16 protein-coding genes are annotated in these 16,378 nt (G+C 66.9%); 12 read left to right on the top strand and 4 right to left on the bottom strand.

The window, feature by feature from the left end; genetic code table 11:
• Positions 1 to 27: 27 nt before the first annotated feature.
• A complete protein-coding gene (gene speB / locus C0V75_RS07760; RefSeq protein WP_101920327.1) occupies positions 28 to 990 on the bottom strand; it encodes an agmatinase in 963 nt (320 codons plus the stop codon).
• A 4-nt stretch (positions 991 to 994) separates the two neighbouring features.
• A complete protein-coding gene (locus tag C0V75_RS07755) occupies positions 995 to 1,912 on the bottom strand; it encodes a LysR family transcriptional regulator (protein WP_101920326.1) in 918 nt (305 codons plus the stop codon).
• 95 nt (positions 1,913 to 2,007) lie between these two features.
• Here C0V75_RS07755 and C0V75_RS07750 point away from each other — a divergent pair, with 95 nt between their 5' ends.
• Complete coding sequence (locus C0V75_RS07750; protein WP_101920325.1) at positions 2,008 to 2,805, top strand: phytanoyl-CoA dioxygenase family protein; 798 nt, start codon at positions 2,008 to 2,010, stop codon at positions 2,803 to 2,805.
• A gap of 142 nt (positions 2,806 to 2,947) precedes the next feature.
• Entirely contained in the window at positions 2,948 to 3,940 is a 993-nt protein-coding gene (locus C0V75_RS07745; RefSeq protein ID WP_101920324.1) for a tellurium resistance protein, read from the top strand.
• Positions 3,941 to 4,054: 114 nt separating this feature from the next.
• On the opposite strand, the gene C0V75_RS07740 is transcribed toward C0V75_RS07745, so the two are convergent.
• Complete coding sequence (locus tag C0V75_RS07740; RefSeq protein WP_101920323.1) at positions 4,055 to 4,765, bottom strand: type 1 glutamine amidotransferase; 711 nt, start codon at positions 4,763 to 4,765, stop codon at positions 4,055 to 4,057.
• Positions 4,766 to 4,905: 140 nt separating this feature from the next.
• On the opposite strand from C0V75_RS07740, the gene guaB reads away from it, so the two are divergent.
• The 7 genes from guaB to C0V75_RS07705 all read left to right on the top strand — a co-directional run bounded on the left by guaB (position 4,906) and on the right by C0V75_RS07705 (position 11,275).
• Entirely contained in the window at positions 4,906 to 6,354 is a 1,449-nt protein-coding gene (gene guaB, locus C0V75_RS07735; protein ID WP_101920755.1) for an IMP dehydrogenase, read from the top strand.
• A 189-nt stretch (positions 6,355 to 6,543) separates the two neighbouring features.
• Positions 6,544 to 6,702 carry a hemin uptake protein HemP gene (hemP, locus tag C0V75_RS07730; RefSeq protein WP_101920754.1) on the top strand — a complete coding sequence of 53 codons (159 nt, stop codon included), beginning with the start codon at positions 6,544 to 6,546 and terminating at the stop codon, positions 6,700 to 6,702.
• Positions 6,703 to 6,709: 7 nt separating this feature from the next.
• Positions 6,710 to 7,006, top strand: coding sequence for a bacterioferritin-associated ferredoxin (locus tag C0V75_RS07725; protein ID WP_101920322.1), 297 nt, complete (start codon positions 6,710 to 6,712; stop codon positions 7,004 to 7,006).
• Positions 6,981 to 7,466: a bacterioferritin gene (gene bfr / locus C0V75_RS07720; protein WP_101920321.1), complete on the top strand. Its 486-nt coding sequence runs from the start codon at positions 6,981 to 6,983 to the stop codon at positions 7,464 to 7,466. Before C0V75_RS07725 ends, bfr begins: the two co-directional genes overlap by 26 nt.
• Positions 7,467 to 7,586: 120 nt before the next feature.
• Positions 7,587 to 8,351, top strand: coding sequence for an SDR family NAD(P)-dependent oxidoreductase (locus tag C0V75_RS07715; protein WP_101920320.1), 765 nt, complete (start codon positions 7,587 to 7,589; stop codon positions 8,349 to 8,351).
• Positions 8,348 to 9,496 carry an RsmB/NOP family class I SAM-dependent RNA methyltransferase gene (locus tag C0V75_RS07710; RefSeq protein WP_101920319.1) on the top strand — a complete coding sequence of 383 codons (1,149 nt, stop codon included), beginning with the start codon at positions 8,348 to 8,350 and terminating at the stop codon, positions 9,494 to 9,496. The genes C0V75_RS07715 and C0V75_RS07710 overlap by 4 nt, the downstream gene beginning before the upstream one ends.
• 72 nt (positions 9,497 to 9,568) lie before the next feature.
• Positions 9,569 to 11,275, top strand: a complete 1,707-nt coding sequence (locus C0V75_RS07705; protein WP_101920318.1) for an ATP-binding protein — start codon at positions 9,569 to 9,571, stop codon at positions 11,273 to 11,275.
• 13 nt (positions 11,276 to 11,288) lie between these two features.
• Here the strand turns inward: C0V75_RS07705 and C0V75_RS07700 are convergent, their stop codons facing one another.
• A complete protein-coding gene (locus C0V75_RS07700) occupies positions 11,289 to 11,891 on the bottom strand; it encodes a hypothetical protein (protein ID WP_101920317.1) in 603 nt (200 codons plus the stop codon).
• 208 nt (positions 11,892 to 12,099) lie between these two features.
• Here C0V75_RS07700 and recA point away from each other — a divergent pair, with 208 nt between their 5' ends.
• From recA to C0V75_RS07685, 3 genes are all read left to right on the top strand, one after another.
• A complete protein-coding gene (gene recA / locus C0V75_RS07695; protein ID WP_101920316.1) occupies positions 12,100 to 13,173 on the top strand; it encodes a recombinase RecA in 1,074 nt (357 codons plus the stop codon).
• Between the two features lie 151 nt (positions 13,174 to 13,324).
• The gene (gene alaS, locus C0V75_RS07690) at positions 13,325 to 15,982 is read left to right on the top strand and encodes an alanine--tRNA ligase (protein ID WP_101920315.1); all 2,658 of its coding nucleotides are present in this window, start codon (positions 13,325 to 13,327) and stop codon (positions 15,980 to 15,982) included.
• A gap of 1 nt (position 15,983) precedes the next feature.
• Positions 15,984 to 16,274: a DUF1330 domain-containing protein gene (locus tag C0V75_RS07685; protein WP_101920314.1), complete on the top strand. Its 291-nt coding sequence runs from the start codon at positions 15,984 to 15,986 to the stop codon at positions 16,272 to 16,274.
• Positions 16,275 to 16,378: the final 104 nt, after the last annotated feature.

The following is a 16,378-nucleotide window of genomic DNA, read 5'->3' as shown; positions in this document are numbered from 1 at the left end:
CGCCGGTGCGCGCCGTGGCGATCCGGGTCAGCCCCGCCCCTTGCGGGCGTGGAAGATGAAGCCGAGGAAATTGAGCAGCACCTGCGCGGCGAGGATGGCGGTGGTGCCGTCGCGGTCATAGTCGGGGGCGACTTCGACGAGGTCGATGCCGACAATGTCATGCCGGTTGGCGACGTTCTGGAGGATTTCCAGCACCTCGTAATAGAGGAAGCCGCCATGGCTGGGCGTTCCGGTGCCGGGCGCGATGGAGGGGCAGAACCCGTCAATGTCGATGGTGACATAGACACGCGCGCCTGCGGGGATACGGGCGGCGGTGGCCTCTGGCCCAAGTTTGCGGACCTGGCGGACGGAGAGGATATCGTCGCCCATGGCGCGGGCAGCATCGTAGCCTTCCTTCGTTGTGGAGGAGACGTTGCGGATGCCGAGCGCGGTGATCCCCGTCACATAGTCCTTTTCCGCTGCGCGGCGCATCGGGTTGCCATGGCCGTGGCGCACGCCGTGGCGGATATCGACGAAATCGAGATGGGCGTCGATCTGGAGGATGTGGATGGGGCCTTGCCCGTCAAAGGCGCGGATGCAGGGGATGTTGATGGAATGATCGCCCCCGATGGTGACGGGCAGGGCGCCGGCCTTGAGGATGGCGCGGACGCCTTTTTCGATGTTCGCGTGGCTGGTTTCGGTATCGGTATGGACGATGTCGGCATCGCCGATATCCACCATGCGGATATCCGGGCCGAGATAGGTGACGTCATCCTCATGGTCATAGGCCCCGGCATGGCCGAAGGAGAAGAGGGTGGAGGCCTCGCGCACTGCCCTTGGTCCGAAGCGGGCGCCGGCGCGGAACTGGGTGCCGAAATCGAAGGGCGCGCCGAGGATGGCGATATCGGCCTCGATCGCCTCCCAATCGGCGATATAGGGGCGTTTGCCGAAGGTCGAGATGCCGACGAAGGGCAGGTTGAGGCGGCCGGTATCGTAGGAATTTGCGGTCATCTTGTCAGGCGTCTCCGTCCTGGTCGCTGTCGGGGCTGGGGGTGAAGAAATCGGGGATGAGGCGGGCGATGCGATCTGCCGGGGGCGGGAGCGGATTGCCTGCGGTGCGGGCGAGGATGATGGGTTCGGTGCCGGCGTCGAGGAGGGGCAGGGTGACGAGGCGCGCGCCGTCATGGCTGCGGCGGCCGGCGGGGCGGGTATAGCTGAGGCCGATGCCGAAGCCATTCGCGGCAAAGCTGCGCATCAGATCGAGCGTGGCGGTGCGATGGGCGACGGTGAAGGGCAGGTCGCGGGCGGTGAAGAGGGCGCGCATATGGGCGAGCGACGGCCCCTGATCGGCGAGGATGAGCGGATGGGCGGAGAGCGCGGCGAGGGTGATCCCGCGCCGTGCCTGGGCAGCCAGCGGATGATTGGCGGCGGCAACGGCATGGGGGGCCACCTGTTGCAGCACGCTGCGTTCGGCGCTGGCATCAAGGCCGAGATCCCAGGTGATGGCGAGGTCGATCCGGGCCTGGCGGAGGCCGTCGCTGATCGCCTCGAAGGGCAGGATTTCGGGGGCGATCGCGATATCGGGGGCTTTTTCCTGAAGGCTGCGGAGAAGGGGGGCAAGATGGGTGGCGGCGAGGTCTTCGAAACAGGCCAGCCGCACGGGGGCGGCTGGCGTTTCTCCGGACATGAGCCGGGTGAGCGCGTCGAGTTGATCCTGCGCTTCGGCCAGCCAGCCGCGCCCGAAGGCGGTAGGGGTGATGCGCCCGCCGGGGCGGCGCAGGAAGAGCGGCTGGCCAAGCGTCTGTTCAAGCTGCGCCAGTGCGACGGACAGGGCGGGCTGCGAGATGTTGAGCGCCTCGGCCGCGGCGGTGACGCCGCCGAAGCGGGCGGTGGCGGTGGCATATTCGATCTGGCGGAGGGTGACGTTCAACATGCGACTATGACCGTTATTGCGACATATTATTGGAAGCTATGCCCAGGTCATGCGAACTGTCGACTCCGGGGCTACGAAAAGCGACAGGAGGCGAGATGGCTGTGGCAGAAGTGACCGTTTCGGAGGCGATGGTGGAGGATTTCCAGCGCGACGGGGTGGTGCTGGTAAAGGGCCTCTTCCGCGACTGGGTGGAGGTGTTGCGCGCGGGGGTGGAGAAGAACATGGCCGATCCGTCGCCGCAGTTGATGGCGACGCTGAAGCCGGGTGAGAAGGGGCGGTTCTTCGACGATTACTGCAACTGGTCGCGCATCCCGGAATTCGAACAGGCGATCCGGCAGTCCGGCGTGTCGCAGGTGGCGGCGGCGTTGATGGAGTCGGAGCGGGTGCAACTCTTCCATGACCATGTGCTGGTGAAGGAGCCGGGGACCAACAAGCCGACGCCCTGGCATACGGATGGGCCTTACTATTTCGTCGAGGGGCGGCAGACGGTTTCCTTCTGGGTGCCGCTCGATCCGGTGCGGGAGGCGAGCCTGCGCTGCGTGGCGGGGAGCCATCTGTGGCCGAAGGACGTTTTGCCCACGCGCTGGATGGCGGAGACGAATTTCTATCCGGGCGAGCATGATTACATGGCCGTGCCGGACCCGGAGGCGGAGGGGATGCGGATTCTGGAATGGGAGATGGAGCCGGGCGATGCGGTGGCCTTCCATTACCGGACGCTGCATGGCACCCGGGGCAATACGACGACCGCGCGGCGGCGGGCCTTTTCTCTGCGCCTTGTGGGGGATGATGCGCGCTATGTGGAGCGGCCGGGGCCGACTTCGCCGCCCTTTCCGGGGCATGGGATGGTGCCGGGGCAGCGGCTGCGGGAGGACTGGTTTCCCGTTCTGGCGTGAGGGGGAGACGGAGCATGGCGGGGAGACCCCCGCCCTACGGGCAACGTCGGCCAGAACCTGCGGTGATCTGGCGCGGGGCGCGGGCTTTGCCTGCGCCTTTCGCATTCGCTAGGCTGAATGGGTCATCAAGGGGGCCATCGGCATGGCGACGTCTGCGCATCCGCGACCGAAGATCTACCCGCCGCCGGAATTTCCGCCGCGGCGGCCGGGGCGGTTCGACCGGGTTCCGCCAGCGGTGTTTCCGGCGATCCTGGGCCTGTTCGGGCTGGGCCTGGCCTTGCGGCGGGGGCTGGAGGCGGCTGGGTTGCCGATCGGGCTGGCCGATCTGGTGCTGGGGGCGGTGGCGGTCTTGTGGTCCTATGCCGCCTTTGCCTATGCCGTGAAGATGGCGAAGCGGCCTTCGGTGATCCTTGACGATCTGAAGGTCCTGCCGGGGCGGACGGGGCTGGCGGCGGCGACGATGGGCGGGATGGCGCTGGCGGCGGCGGTCGCGCCGTTTTCCGCGGGGCTTGGCAAGGTGCTGCTGGCGGCGGCCCTGGCGGGGCATCTGCTGGTGATGCTGCTGACGGTGCGGGTTCTGCTGCGCCTGCCGCCCGAGGCGCGGGATGTGAACCCCGGCTGGCATCTGACCTTCGTGGGCTTTGTCGTGGGCGGGCTGGCCGCGCCGATGGTAGGGTGGGAGCCGCTGGCGCGGGGGCTGGTCTGGGGCACGGGCATCGTGGCGCTGCTGATCTGGGGTCTGAGCCTTTGGCAACTGGTCCGCCGGGTGCCGCCCGCGCCGTTGCGGCCGCTGCTGGCGATCCATCTGGCGCCGGCGAGTTTCTTTGCGATGGTGGGGATGTCGGTCGGAATGCCGGTGCTGCCGGAGGTGGCGCTGGCCGTGGCGACGGGAATTTTCGTCGCGCTGCTGGCCGGGGGGCGGTGGATCACCGAGTCCGGCTTCAGCGCGATGTGGGCGGCCTTCACCTTTCCGCTGTCGGCCTATGCCGGGGCGCTGCTGGCGCTGGGATGGGAGGTTGCGGGGATGGTGGTTCTGGTGGCGGCGCTGGGGATTGTGCCGGTCATCGCCTATCGGGTTGTCACGCTTTGGGGCAGCGGACGGCTGGCCGCCGTGACGAATGCGGCAGAGGTGTAGGGGCGGCGAATTCAGGCGCGGAATTCGCGGCGGAATTTGACGCGAATTCCGTCTTCTGGCGTCAGGCCACGGAAGGGGCCGATTTCTGCGTCGGAAATCGGTGCGGAACCTGCGTCAGGTTCCGGTTTCGATGAGGGTGACCCAGGCGCGGGCGATGGCAAGTCCATGGGCATCGGCCTGCGCGCCTTCGCGCGCCGCGCTTTCGGGGTGATGCCTGTCAAGCCAGCCGGGCAGGTTGCGTTCCACCGCTTCGGGGAAGCTGCGGTTCCAGTCGGCCACCACGGCACGGGATGCCTCGAAATGGAACTGCATCCCATAGGTGGCGCGGTTCAGGCGAAAGCACTGGTTCTGCGCGATGCCCGATCCGGCGAGCCGGGTCGTGCCAGCGGGCAGGGTGAAGGTGTCGGAATGCCACTGGAAGATGGGGAAGCTGGCGGGAAGCTGCGACAGCACGGGGTCGGCGCGGCCGGCATCGGTGAGCGCGACCTCGCACCAGCCGAATTCGGGGGCGGTGCCGAGGTGGTTCTCGGCGCCAAGGCCACGGGCGAGGAGTTGCGAGCCGAGGCAGATGCCCAGCACGGCCTTGCCCTCTTCGCCCGAGGCGCGCATCAGGCGGGCCAGATCGGGCAGATAGGGGTGGCTGTGGTCGTCGCGGGCGGATTGTTCGCCGCCGAAGACCACGAGGGCATCGAAGCTGCCGGGATCGGGGAGGCGGCGGTCGGACCAGGGCTTGTAGAGGTCGATCTTCGCCGCCGCCTCATGCAGGGCGACGCCGACCTGTCCGTGATGGGTGATGCGGGTGTTTTCGACGATGGCGACGCGCATGGTGGCTCCGGTCCGGGACGGGCGGCAGGATGCACGGGGGCGGCGCGGGCGCAAGGGGTGGCGGGCGGGATTTGCGCTTGCATCCCCCGGACGGCCATGAAATGGGGAACCGCCAAACGAAGCCTTCCACGGAGACGGTGATGGAGATTCGCGAGGCCCTTACCTTTGATGATGTCCTGCTGGTTCCGGCCGCGTCCAGCGTGCTGCCGAGCGAGGCGGATACGTCCACCTTCGTCACGAAATCCATCCGCATGAACATCCCGCTTTTGTCGAGCGCGATGGATACGGTGACCGAGGCGCGGATGGCGATTGCCATGGCGCAGGCGGGGGGGATCGGGGTGATCCACCGCAATCTGGACATCGAGGCGCAGGCGACCGAGGTGCGGCGGGTGAAGCGGTTCGAATCGGGGGTGGTGTACAAGCCCATCACCCTGACGCCGGACCAGACTCTGGCCGATGCGAAGGCGCTGATGGAGCGGTATAACATCACCGGGTTTCCGGTGGTGGATGGCGGGGGCCGTGTGCTGGGGATCGTGACGAACCGCGACATGCGCTTTGCCAGCGACGACAAGACGCCGGTTTCGGTGATGATGACCTCGGAGAATCTGGCCGTGCTGCGAGAGCCGGTGGACCGGGAACAGGCGATCTCTCTGATGAAGGCGCGGCGGATCGAGAAGCTGCTGGTGACCGACGGCAAGGGGAAGCTGACCGGCCTTCTGACGCTGAAGGATACCGAAAAGGCCGTGCTGAACCCGCAGGCCTGCAAGGATGAGCTGGGGCGGCTGCGGGTCGCGGCTGCCTCGACCGTGGGGGATGCGGGGTTCGAGCGGAGCCAGGCCCTGATCGACGCGGGCGTGGATATGGTGGTGATCGACACGGCGCATGGCCATAGCGAGGGTGTGGCCAAGGCGGTGGAGCGGATCAAGGCGTTGTCCAATGCGGTGCAGGTCGTGGCCGGGAATGTGGCGACGGGCGAGGCGACGCGGGCCCTGATCGGGGCGGGGGCGGATGCGGTGAAGGTGGGGATCGGGCCGGGGTCCATCTGCACCACGCGGATCGTGGCGGGCGTGGGCGTGCCGCAACTGACCGCGATCATGGATTCGGCGCGGGCGGCGGGGGATATCCCGGTGATCGCCGATGGCGGGATCAAGTATTCCGGCGATTTCGCCAAGGCCATTGCGGCGGGGGCCTCTTGCGCGATGGTCGGTTCGGCCATTGCCGGGACCGATGAATCCCCCGGCGAGGTGATCCTGTGGCAGGGGCGGTCTTTCAAGGCCTATCGCGGGATGGGGTCGCTTGGCGCGATGGCACGGGGGTCGGCGGATCGCTATTTCCAGAAGGATGCCGCGTCGGACAAGCTGGTTCCCGAGGGGATCGAGGGGCAGGTTCCCTACAAGGGCAGCGCGGCGGCCGTGATTCACCAGATGGTGGGCGGTCTGCGGGCGGCCATGGGCTATACCGGCAATGCGACCGTGGCCGAGATGCGGACGCGGTGCCAGTTCGTGCGGATCACCGGGGCGGGGCTGAAGGAAAGCCATGTCCATGATGTGCAGATCACGCGGGAAAGCCCGAATTACCGGATCGGCTGAGCCTTGGTTCAGGTGCAGTGCAAGGCCCGGGTGCGGCATCGCCCCGGGCCTATTGCTTTTTCGGGGGTGGCGGTGAAGGTTGAGTGATTTTGTCGGCTTTACATGACCGACAAAATCACTAAGGTAATCGGGGTGGCGGGAGACTTCGTCCCGCGCGCCCATGACCGCCCGCCCCAGACCGCCCTGCCGATGACCGTGATGCCGATGACCGAAAAGCCCGAGGCCGAACCGCCGATCCATGATGTCCTGACCCTGACCGAGGGCGGCAGCCTTGCGCGGCTGGTGCATCGCGGCGAAGTCTATGTCCTGCGCATCACGCGGCTGGGCAAGCTGATCCTGACGAAGTGAGGGGCGCATGATCGTCTGCCAGTGCACGGGGATTTCGGATCAGGACATTCGCGCGGCGGCGGACTGGATGCGGCGGGCGGACCCAGAGACGATCATCACGCCGGGAAAGATCTATCACGCGCTGGGAAAGCGCGCCGATTGCGGGGGGTGCATGCCTCTCTTTCTTGACACCATGCGTCATTGTGCCAGCCTTGAGGTACCCACGACCCCCGCCATCGCGGCGCGGTCCAGGCATCCCATACCCAATCTCAGGCCCCGGAACGGGGAAGGACGGCACAATGAAGGGCGATCCCAAGGTTATTGATTATCTCAATGCGGCGCTGCGGTCGGAACTGACGGCGGTCAGCCAGTATTGGCTGCATTTCCGCTTGCAGGAGGATTGGGGTTACGGCCATCTGGCGGCGAAGTCGCGGGCGGAGAGCATCGAGGAGATGCATCATGCCGACAAGCTGATCGCGCGGATCATCTTTCTGGAAGGGCATCCGAACCTTCAGAAGCTGGACCCGCTGCGGATCGGCCAGACATTGCGCGAAACGCTGGAGGCCGATCTGGCGGCGGAGCATGAGGCCCGCAGCCTGTATATCGAGGCGCGTCGGCATTGCGACGGGGTGGGCGATTTCGTGACCCGCGCGCTGTTTGACGAGCTGATCGCGGATGAGGAGGGGCATATTGATTTTCTCGAAACCCAGCTTGGCCTGTTCGACAGGCTGGGCGAGGAGAAATACGGCATGCTGAACGCCAAGCCTGCGGATCAGGCGGAGTAGTCAATCAAGAATCTTCGAAGATTTTTACAAATTTCTTCGAAGAAACTTGGTCCAAGAGGGCGGGCGCTGGTCAAGGCGGCCGCCTTTTCCTATGGTCCGGCCCGAAGAACGGGGGGCAGCATGGCGGCACAGCAGCGGGTTCTGCGGCGGGTTCTGGTGACAGGGGCGGGTGCGCCGGGCGGGATCGGTTTTGCCACGGCGCGCGCCTTGGCGCGGGCGGGCGATCGGGTGGCGATCTGCGCCACGACGGGGCGCATCCATGCGCGGGCGGCGGAACTGATTGCCGAGGGGTTGGACGTGACGGCACATGTGGCCGACCTTACGGAACCCGATCAGGTGGCGCGTCTGTTCGATGCGGTGGGGCCGGTGGATGTGCTGGTGAACAATGCCGGCATGGGATCGGTGGGCGCCCCGGCAGAGCAGGTGTCCTTCCTCGACCTTGACCCGGATCAGTGGCGGCGGGCGATGGATGTGTCGCTGACAACGGCGGTTCTGGTGACGCGGGCCTTTCTGCCGGCGATGGTGGCGCAGGGCCGGGGCCGGGTGGTGATGATGGCCTCGGTGACAGGGCCCTACGTCTCGAACCCCGGAGAGGCGGCCTATTCGGCGGCCAAGGCCGGGATGGTGGGGTTGACCCATGCGCTGGCGCTGGAGGTGGCGGCGCAGGGCGTGACGGTGAATGCGGTGGCGCCGGGATGGGTGGCGACCGAAGCCTCGACCCCCGAGGAGGTTCTGGCAGCGCGGGCGACGCCGCCGGGGCGGGCAGGGACGCCCGACGAGGTGGCGGCGGTGGTGGCCTTCCTTGCCTCGGACGCGGCCTCTTACGTGAACGGGGCGGTGGTGGTGGTGGATGGCGGCAACATCCTTCAGGAACGCAAGGCATGACGCCGGGCGCGCGGGCGGCGGCGGCGATCGCGGTGCTGGAGGCTGTGCTGGCCGGACGGCCCGCAGAGGTGGCGCTGACGAATTGGGGGCGGGCCAACCGCTATGCCGGGTCGGGGGATCGGGCGGCCGTGCGCGACATCGTCTTTGACGTGCTGCGCTGTCGGCGGTCCTGCGCGGCGCTTGGCGGGGGGCAGACGGCGCGGGCCCTGGTTCTGGGCTGGGCGCGGCGGATGGGGCAGGAGGGGCTGTTTGACGGCCAGGGCCATGCACCCGCCCCGCCAATGGCGGCAGAGGCGGGGCGGAGCCCGGCCGGGGCGGAGGCGCTGGATTGCCCCGACTGGCTGGAGGGGCCGTTGCGGGACGCGTTGGGTGCGCGGTTCGAGGCGGTGATGGCGGCGATGCAGCGGCGGGCGCCGGTCTTTCTGCGGGTGAACCTTGCGAAGTGCACGCGCGCGGCTGCGGTGGTTGCGCTGGCCGAGGAGGGGATCGTGGCCCTGCCGCATGGATTGGCCACCTCGGCGCTTGAGGTGGTGGAGGGGGCGCGGAAGGTGCAGGCGTCGCGCTCCTATGCCGAGGGGGTGGTGGAGTTGCAGGATGCCGCCAGCCAGGCGGTGGTGGAGCTCCTGCCCCTGGCGGAGGGGATGGCGGTGCTGGACCTCTGCGCCGGTGGCGGGGGCAAGACCCTGGCGATGGCGGCGCGGGCGCGGCTGCGGCTGTTCGCGCATGATGCCGAGGCGCGGCGGATGGCCGATCTGCCCGCCCGTGCCGCCCGCGCCGGCGTGCGGGTGAAACTGACGGAAAAGCCAGAAGCAACAGGACCTTACGACCTTGTTCTGACGGATGTTCCCTGTTCCGGCTCGGGCAGTTGGCGGCGCGATCCGGAGGGGAAATGGGCGCTGACCTCCGGGCGGTTGGCGGAACTGTTGGCGGTGCAGGCGGAGATCTTGGACCGGGCCGCGCGGATGGTGCGGGGGGGCGGGGCGCTGGCCTATGCGACCTGTTCGATGATCGCGGCGGAGAATACGGCACAGGTGGCGGCCTTTCTGGCGCGGCATCCGGACTGGCGGCTGGAGGCGGAGCGGCATTTCACCCCGCTGGAGGGCGGCGACGGATTCTATGCCGCCGTGCTGCGCCGGGGGGAGTGACCCGGGATGGCGACGCGCCTCCGGTGCGGGCGTTAGGAGTTTCTTAAGACCTTCCGCCGCATTCTGGGCCGGATGCATGAGATGACCGCCCGCCTGCTTTGCCTGACTGCGCCGCGCGCCCTGCGTGCGCTGCTGCTGTTTGGTCTTGTGACAGGCGGGATCGGCCTCGCGCTGTTGTGGGAGGGATGGCCGGGCGTGGCCTGGGTGTTGGCGGCGGGATTGGTTCTGGCGGGGGGGCTGCTAATCACGGGCGCGGCGCGGCGCGACGAGGCCGAGCGGCGCGGGCAGGGGGCCGGTGCGGAGGCCCTGATCGAAGGGCTGCCCCTGCCGATGCTGCGATTTGACGGCACTGGCGACCTGCGGCAGGTCAATGCGGCGGCGCGGCTGCTTCTGGATCTGGCGCCGGGGGAATTGCCGGAACCGGCGCGGGTCTTCGTCGATCTGGGGCGTCCGGTGCGGGACTGGATCGCCGATGTCGCCACAGGCCGCCAGCCGGGAGGGGCGGAGATGGTGGCGCTGCGCGGGCAGCGGGCGGAGGAGGGGGATCGCTTCGTTCAGGTCGCGCTCTGCCCGGATCAGGCGGGCGGGGCTCTGGCGGTGTTGCAGGATGCGACGGCGCTGAAACGGATCGAGGCGCAGGTCCTGCAAGGCCAGAAGATGCAGGCAATCGGGCAGCTTGCCGGGGGAATCGCGCATGATTTCAACAATCTGCTGACCGCGATCTCGGGTCATTGCGACCTTCTTCTGCTGCGCAAGACGGCGGATGATCCCGAACATGCCGATCTGGTGCAGATCCGGCAGAATGCCAATCGCGCGGCGGCGCTGGTGTCGCAACTGCTGGCCTTTTCGCGCAAGCAGACGCTGAAGCCGGAACGGATCGAGTTGCAGGATGCGCTGGCCGACCTGACCCATCTGCTGAGCCGACTGCTGGGCGAGCGGGTGGCGCTGGACCTGGTCCATGGGGCGGAGGGATTGGCCATCCGGGCGGATCGACGGCAATTCGATCAGGTGATCATGAACCTTGTGGTGAATGCGCGCGATGCCATGCCAGACGGCGGCGTGGTGCAGGTGCAGACCCGCCTTGTGACGCTGGCCGACGAGATGGCGCGCGACCGGGCCGTGGTGCCGCGCGGGCGGCATGTGGTGATCTCGGTCCAGGACACGGGGCATGGTATCCCGGCGGAGCGGATCGGGAAGATCTTTGATCCTTTCTTCACGACGAAGCGGCCGGGAGAGGGCACGGGGCTGGGCCTTTCGATGGTCTATGGGATCGTGAAGCAATCGGGCGGGTTCATCTTCGTGGAGTCGACGCCCGGCCTGGGGACGGAGTTCGAACTCTGGTTCCCCTATTGCGCGGAGCAGGTGCTGCCCGCGGGCGGTGCCATGGCGCGGCCGCGCGGGGGGCCGCGCAAGGGTGGGGTGGTGCTGCTGGTGGAGGATGAGGCCCCGGTGCGCACCTTTGCGGCGCGCGCGCTGCGGCTGCGCGGGCTGTCGGTGCTGGAGGCGGCCAGCGCGGAAGAGGCGCTGGCCGTGCTGGAGGATGCCGGGCTGCGGATAGATGTCTTCGTGACCGATGTGGTGATGCCGGGGCTGGACGGGCCGGGCTGGGTGCTGCGGGCGCTGAAACGGCGGCCGGGGACGCGGACCGTGTTCATGTCGGGCTATGCCGAAGAGGCGCTGGCCGATCTTCAGGCGCGCATTCCCGGATCGGTCTTTCTGCCGAAACCCTTTTCCCTGTCCGACCTGACCGAGACGGTGCAGGCGCAGCTTGCGGCCTGAGGGGCGGGTGCGGTCAAGCCTCGACGGGGCGCAGGGTTTCGTAAAGCGCGAAGTCGCGCGCCGCAGCCCTGCGCAGCATCGCCTCGGTCTGCGGCGCAAGGTCGAGCGCGGCATGGGGCGAGACGTTCAGGCGGGGCAGGATGATTTCGCAATCGAGGCGGTCTTCGAGGAAGGCGACGAACTGGTCGATCTCTTCATAGCGGAAGAGATGGTCGAGACCCTTCCCGCCCTTGGGCGCGAGGAAGCGGGCCTGCGAGCCGACGGCCGCATGGGGCGGCTGCGGATCGGCACACCAGTCGCGGACGAAGGCATCGAAGCTCATCCCCGTGGTGGCGCGGGCCTGATCGGGAATATCCTCGCGCTGGCGGTAGCGGAACCAGGACCCCAGCCAGTCACGCGGTTCGCGCATCAGGGCGACGACGGTGAAGGGCGCGCCGGACGCCGCCTCCAGATAGGGGCCCATGAAGCGGTGATAACGTGCGACGCTGGTGTGCTTGAGGACGGGGGGGCGCTGGACGGCCATGGTCGCCAGCGATTCGAGCGCGGCCTGAATCGCCGTCGATCCCGTCTTGGGCGTGGCGAGGATGACGAGTCTCTGATCCCAGAACACCAGCATGAACCACCTTTCCGCTGCGCCGCGCCCTTCTACACAAGGGGCAGGCGGGAGGGTAGGCCGTAAACCACGCCTTAACCTTTGGTTCCTATCCTGAGTCCCGTCGATTTTCATTGATTTGTTCTACTTTTGTGCTCATACACATGAGAACACTTGGGGAACATGCGCAGCAATTGCCGCCCGGTCGCGGCTGTGAAATAAGGAGACGGACATGGCGGTGGCGAACCTCCTCGACTTGAACGGGAAGCGCGAAATGGACAAGCAGAAGGCGCTGGAAAGCGCTCTGGCACAGATCGAACGGCAGTTCGGCAAGGGCTCGATCATGAAGCTGGGCAAGGATAGCCCGGTGCTTGAGATCGAGGCGACCTCGACCGGTTCGCTGGGCCTTGATATCGCGCTGGGGATCGGCGGGCTGCCGAAAGGCCGGATCATCGAGATTTTCGGACCGGAATCCTCGGGCAAGACGACGCTGACGCTGCATGTGGTGGCGGAAGAGCAGAAGAAGGGCGGGGTCTGCGCCTTCGTCGATGCGGAACATGCGCTGGACCCGCAATATGCAAAGAAGCTGGGCGTCAATCTGGATGAACTGCTGATCTCGCAGCCCGACACGGGCGAACAGGCGCTGGAGATCGTCGATACGCTGGTGCGGTCGGGCGCGGTGAGCCTGATCGTCGTCGATTCGGTGGCGGCGCTGACGCCGAAATCGGAGATCGAGGGCGACATGGGCGACATGCAGATGGGCAGCCAGGCCCGCCTGATGAGCCAGGCGATGCGGAAGCTGACGGCCTCTATCGGGCGGTCCAACTGCATGGTGATCTTCATCAACCAGATCCGGATGAAGATCGGGGTGATGTTCGGCAGCCCGGAAACGACGACGGGCGGCAATGCGCTGAAATTCTATGCCTCGGTCCGCCTTGATATCCGCCGCGTGGGGTCGATCAAGGACAAGGATGAGGTGGTGGGCAATTCGACCCGCGTGAAGGTAGTGAAGAACAAGGTCGCGCCGCCCTTCCGCGAGGTGGAATTCGACATCATGTATGGCGAGGGGATTTCCAAGCTGGGCGAGCTGATCGACATCGGCGTGAAGGCCGGGGTCGTGGAGAAATCGGGCGCCTGGTATTCCTATGGCGACGAGCGGATCGGGCAGGGGCGCGAGAATGCGAAACTGTTCCTGAAGCAGAACCCCGGCCTTGCGGCGGATATCGAGGACAAGATCCGCGCCGCCAATGGCCTTGACTTCACCGCGCCGGGTGGTGCGGCGGAGGATGATGTGCTCGACATGTGACCCTGCCGGTCACGGACGGATTGAAAGGGCCGGAACCGGTGGGTTCCGGCCTTTTTTCGCGGCCTGCGGCGCAGGCTGTGGACAGGGGCGGGTTGCAGGGCTAATTGGGGTGCCGAAACGGGTTTTCCGCCTTTGAAAGGGCCAATCCAGCATGGCGTCGCTGAACGATATCCGATCGACCTTCCTCGACTTCTTCCAGCGCAACGGGCATCGGGTGGTGGAGTCCTCTCCGCTTATCCCGCGCAACGATCCGACGCTGATGTTCGCCAATTCGGGGATGGTGCAGTTCAAGAATTGCTTCACCGGGGTCGAGACGCGGGATTACAAGCGGGCCACGACGGCGCAGAAATGCGTGCGCGCGGGTGGCAAGCACAATGACCTGGACAATGTGGGCTATACCGCACGGCATCATACCTTCTTTGAAATGCTGGGGAATTTCAGCTTTGGCGACTATTTCAAGGCCGAAGCGATTGCCTTTTCCTGGGAGCTGTTGACCAAGGATTTCGGGATCGACCCCAGGAAGCTCTGCGTCACGGTCTATCACACGGATGATGAGGCGGCGGGGATCTGGAAGAAGGTGGCGGGGCTGGAGGATCACCGGATCATCCGCATCGCGAGCGACGACAATTTCTGGCGGATGGGGCCGACGGGCCCCTGCGGCCCCTGCACCGAGATTTTCTACGATCACGGCGACCATATCTGGGGCGGCCCGCCCGGCAGTGCGGAAGAGGATGGCGACCGGTTCATCGAGATCTGGAACAACGTCTTCATGCAGAACGAGCAGTTCGCGGATGGCACGATGCGCCCGCTCGACATGCAGTCGATCGACACCGGCATGGGGCTGGAGCGGATCGGGGCGCTGTTGCAGGGCAAGCATGACAATTACGACACGGACCTGATGCGGTCGCTGATCGAAGCCAGCGCCCATGCCACGAGCCAGGATCCGGATGGGCCGGGCAAGACCAGCCATCGGGTGATCGCGGATCACCTGCGGTCGGTGTCCTTCCTGATCGCCGACGGGGTGATGCCGTCGAACGAAGGGCGTGGCTATGTGCTGCGGCGGATCATGCGGCGGGCGATGCGTCATGCCCATATGCTGGGCGCGCAGGACCCGGTGATGTTCAAGCTGGTGCCTGCGCTGGTGCGGCAGATGGGCGGGGCCTATCCGGAACTGGCCCGGGCGCAGGCGCTGATCGAGGAAACGCTGCGGCTTGAGGAGACGAAGTTCAAGCAGACGCTGGACCGCGGGTTGAAGCTGCTGGACGAGGAGTTGGGCCGGCTGCCGGAGGGGGCGGAATTGCCCGGCGGCGCGGCGTTCAAGCTCTATGATACTTACGGTTTCCCGCTGGACCTGACGCAGGATGCGCTGCGCGAGAAGGGCCGCGCGGTGGATGTGCAGGGGTTCGAGGCCGCGATGGCCGAACAGCGTGCCAAGGCGCGGGCGGCCTGGTCCGGGACGGGCGAGGCAAAGGATGCCAAGATCTGGTTCGAACTGGCCGAGGCGCATGGGGCGACCGAATTCCTGGGCTATGACACCGAAACCGCCGAGGGCGTGGTGCTGGCGCTGGTGAAGGACGGGGCAGGGATCGGCTCTGCCGAAACCGGGGCCATGGTGCAGATCGTGGTCAACCAGACGCCGTTTTATGGTGAATCCGGCGGTCAGGTCGGCGATGCGGGCTGGGTGCGGACGAATACGAGTCTGGCCCATGTGACCGACACCAAGAAGGCGGCAGGTGTCTTCATCCATGTGGCCGAGGTGGTGGAAGGCAGCATCCTGAAGGGTCAGCCTGCCAAGCTGGAGGTGGAGCACAAGCGGCGCTCGGCCATCCGGGCCAACCATTCGGCGACCCACCTTCTGCACGAGGCGCTGCGGCGCGCGCTGGGGGATCATGTGGCGCAGAAGGGCAGCCTGAACGCGCCCGACAGGCTGCGCTTTGACTTCAGCCATTCCACGGCCCTTTCGGGGGCGGAACTGGCGCAGGTCGAGGCGGAGGTGAACCAGTTCATCCGCCAGAACAGCGCGGTGGAGACCCGGATCATGACGCCCGATGATGCCCGCGCCATCGGGGCGCAGGCCTTGTTCGGCGAGAAATATGGGGATGAGGTGCGCGTCGTTTCCATGGGCGTGCTGGAGGGTTCGGCCAAGGGCGCGGATGGCAAGACCTATAGCCTGGAACTTTGCGGCGGGACGCATGTGGCGCGGACCGGGGATATCGGGGCCTTTGTTTTGTTGGGCGATTCCGCATCCTCGGCGGGCGTGCGGCGGATCGAGGCGCTGACGGGGGCGGCGGCGCTGGACCATCTGCGGATGCAGGATGCGCGGCTGGCGGAGATTGCGGCTTCCTTGAAGACCCCGGTCTTTGAGGTGGTGGATCGCGTGAAGGCGTTGGCCGAGGAACGGCGGGCGCTGATGAACGAAGTGGCGCAGTTGCGGCGTGAGCTGGCGATGGGCGGCGGCGCGAAGGGTGGGCCGGAGGCGAAGGATGTGGGGGGCGTGAAGTTCCTGGCACAGGTCTTGTCTGGCGTGTCGGGCAAGGACCTGCCGGCGCTGATCGACGAGATGAAGGCGCGGATCGGGTCGGGTGCGGTGCTGCTGATCGCGGATACGGGGGCGAAGCCTGCCGTTGCGGCGGGGGTGACGGCAGACCTTACGGGGCGGCTGTCGGCGGTGGCGCTGGTCAAGGCGGCGGCGGAGGCGATGGGCGGCAAGGGTGGCGGTGGCCGGCCGGACCTGGCACAGGCGGGCGGCGCCGATATCGCGCAGGCGGATGCGGCCATCAAGGCGGCGGAAGCCGTGATCGGGGGCTGAGATGCCGACCGCGCTCTGGATCGCCCATGTCCATGTGACGGATGCCGAGGCCTATGGCCGCTATGCCAAGGAGGCCGGGCCTGCGATTGCCGCGCATGGCGGCGTCTTTCTGGCGCGCGGCGGGCGCTATGTGCAGCTTGAGGGGAATGACCGCGCCCGCAATGTGGTGGCGCGGTTCCCGAGCCTGGAGAAGGCGGTGGAATGCTACAACTCGCCTGCCTATCAGGCGGCGCTGGCCCATGCGAAGGGGGCGAGTGTGCGCGACCTGATGGTCGTGGAAGAGATTGAGTGAGTTTTTGCCAATCCGTTCCGTCGCTTCGATAAATCGGCCCCTGCGGGGGCCGTTTTCATGTTAATGTCATGGAAAAGAAGAATCCGAGGCGGAGCATGTTTGAT

It is taken from the genome of Tabrizicola sp. TH137 (assembly GCF_002855575.1).
Lineage (GTDB): Bacteria > Pseudomonadota > Alphaproteobacteria > Rhodobacterales > Rhodobacteraceae > Paragemmobacter.
The sequence above is the reverse complement of the archived record's forward strand: the minus strand, read 5'-3'. Positions and strand labels throughout refer to the sequence as shown.

Bases quoted from the DNA above. Each gene is read 5' to 3' on its own strand.
- speB (WP_101920327.1), bottom strand. From the start codon at position 990: ATGACCGCAAATTCCTACGATACCGGCCGCCTCAACCTGCCCTTCGTC.
- C0V75_RS07755 (WP_101920326.1), bottom strand. From the start codon at position 1,912: ATGTTGAACGTCACCCTCCGCCAGATCGAATATGCCACCGCCACCGCC.
- C0V75_RS07750 (WP_101920325.1), top strand. From the start codon at position 2,008: ATGGCTGTGGCAGAAGTGACCGTTTCGGAGGCGATGGTGGAGGATTTC.
- C0V75_RS07745 (WP_101920324.1), top strand. From the start codon at position 2,948: ATGGCGACGTCTGCGCATCCGCGACCGAAGATCTACCCGCCGCCGGAA.
- C0V75_RS07740 (WP_101920323.1), bottom strand. From the start codon at position 4,765: ATGCGCGTCGCCATCGTCGAAAACACCCGCATCACCCATCACGGACAG.
- guaB (WP_101920755.1), top strand. From the start codon at position 4,906: ATGGAGATTCGCGAGGCCCTTACCTTTGATGATGTCCTGCTGGTTCCG.
- hemP (WP_101920754.1), top strand. From the start codon at position 6,544: ATGACCGTGATGCCGATGACCGAAAAGCCCGAGGCCGAACCGCCGATC.
- C0V75_RS07725 (WP_101920322.1), top strand. From the start codon at position 6,710: ATGATCGTCTGCCAGTGCACGGGGATTTCGGATCAGGACATTCGCGCG.
- bfr (WP_101920321.1), top strand. From the start codon at position 6,981: ATGAAGGGCGATCCCAAGGTTATTGATTATCTCAATGCGGCGCTGCGG.
- C0V75_RS07715 (WP_101920320.1), top strand. From the start codon at position 7,587: ATGGCGGCACAGCAGCGGGTTCTGCGGCGGGTTCTGGTGACAGGGGCG.
- C0V75_RS07710 (WP_101920319.1), top strand. From the start codon at position 8,348: ATGACGCCGGGCGCGCGGGCGGCGGCGGCGATCGCGGTGCTGGAGGCT.
- C0V75_RS07705 (WP_101920318.1), top strand. From the start codon at position 9,569: ATGCATGAGATGACCGCCCGCCTGCTTTGCCTGACTGCGCCGCGCGCC.
- C0V75_RS07700 (WP_101920317.1), bottom strand. From the start codon at position 11,891: ATGCTGGTGTTCTGGGATCAGAGACTCGTCATCCTCGCCACGCCCAAG.
- recA (WP_101920316.1), top strand. From the start codon at position 12,100: ATGGCGGTGGCGAACCTCCTCGACTTGAACGGGAAGCGCGAAATGGAC.
- alaS (WP_101920315.1), top strand. From the start codon at position 13,325: ATGGCGTCGCTGAACGATATCCGATCGACCTTCCTCGACTTCTTCCAG.
- C0V75_RS07685 (WP_101920314.1), top strand. From the start codon at position 15,984: ATGCCGACCGCGCTCTGGATCGCCCATGTCCATGTGACGGATGCCGAG.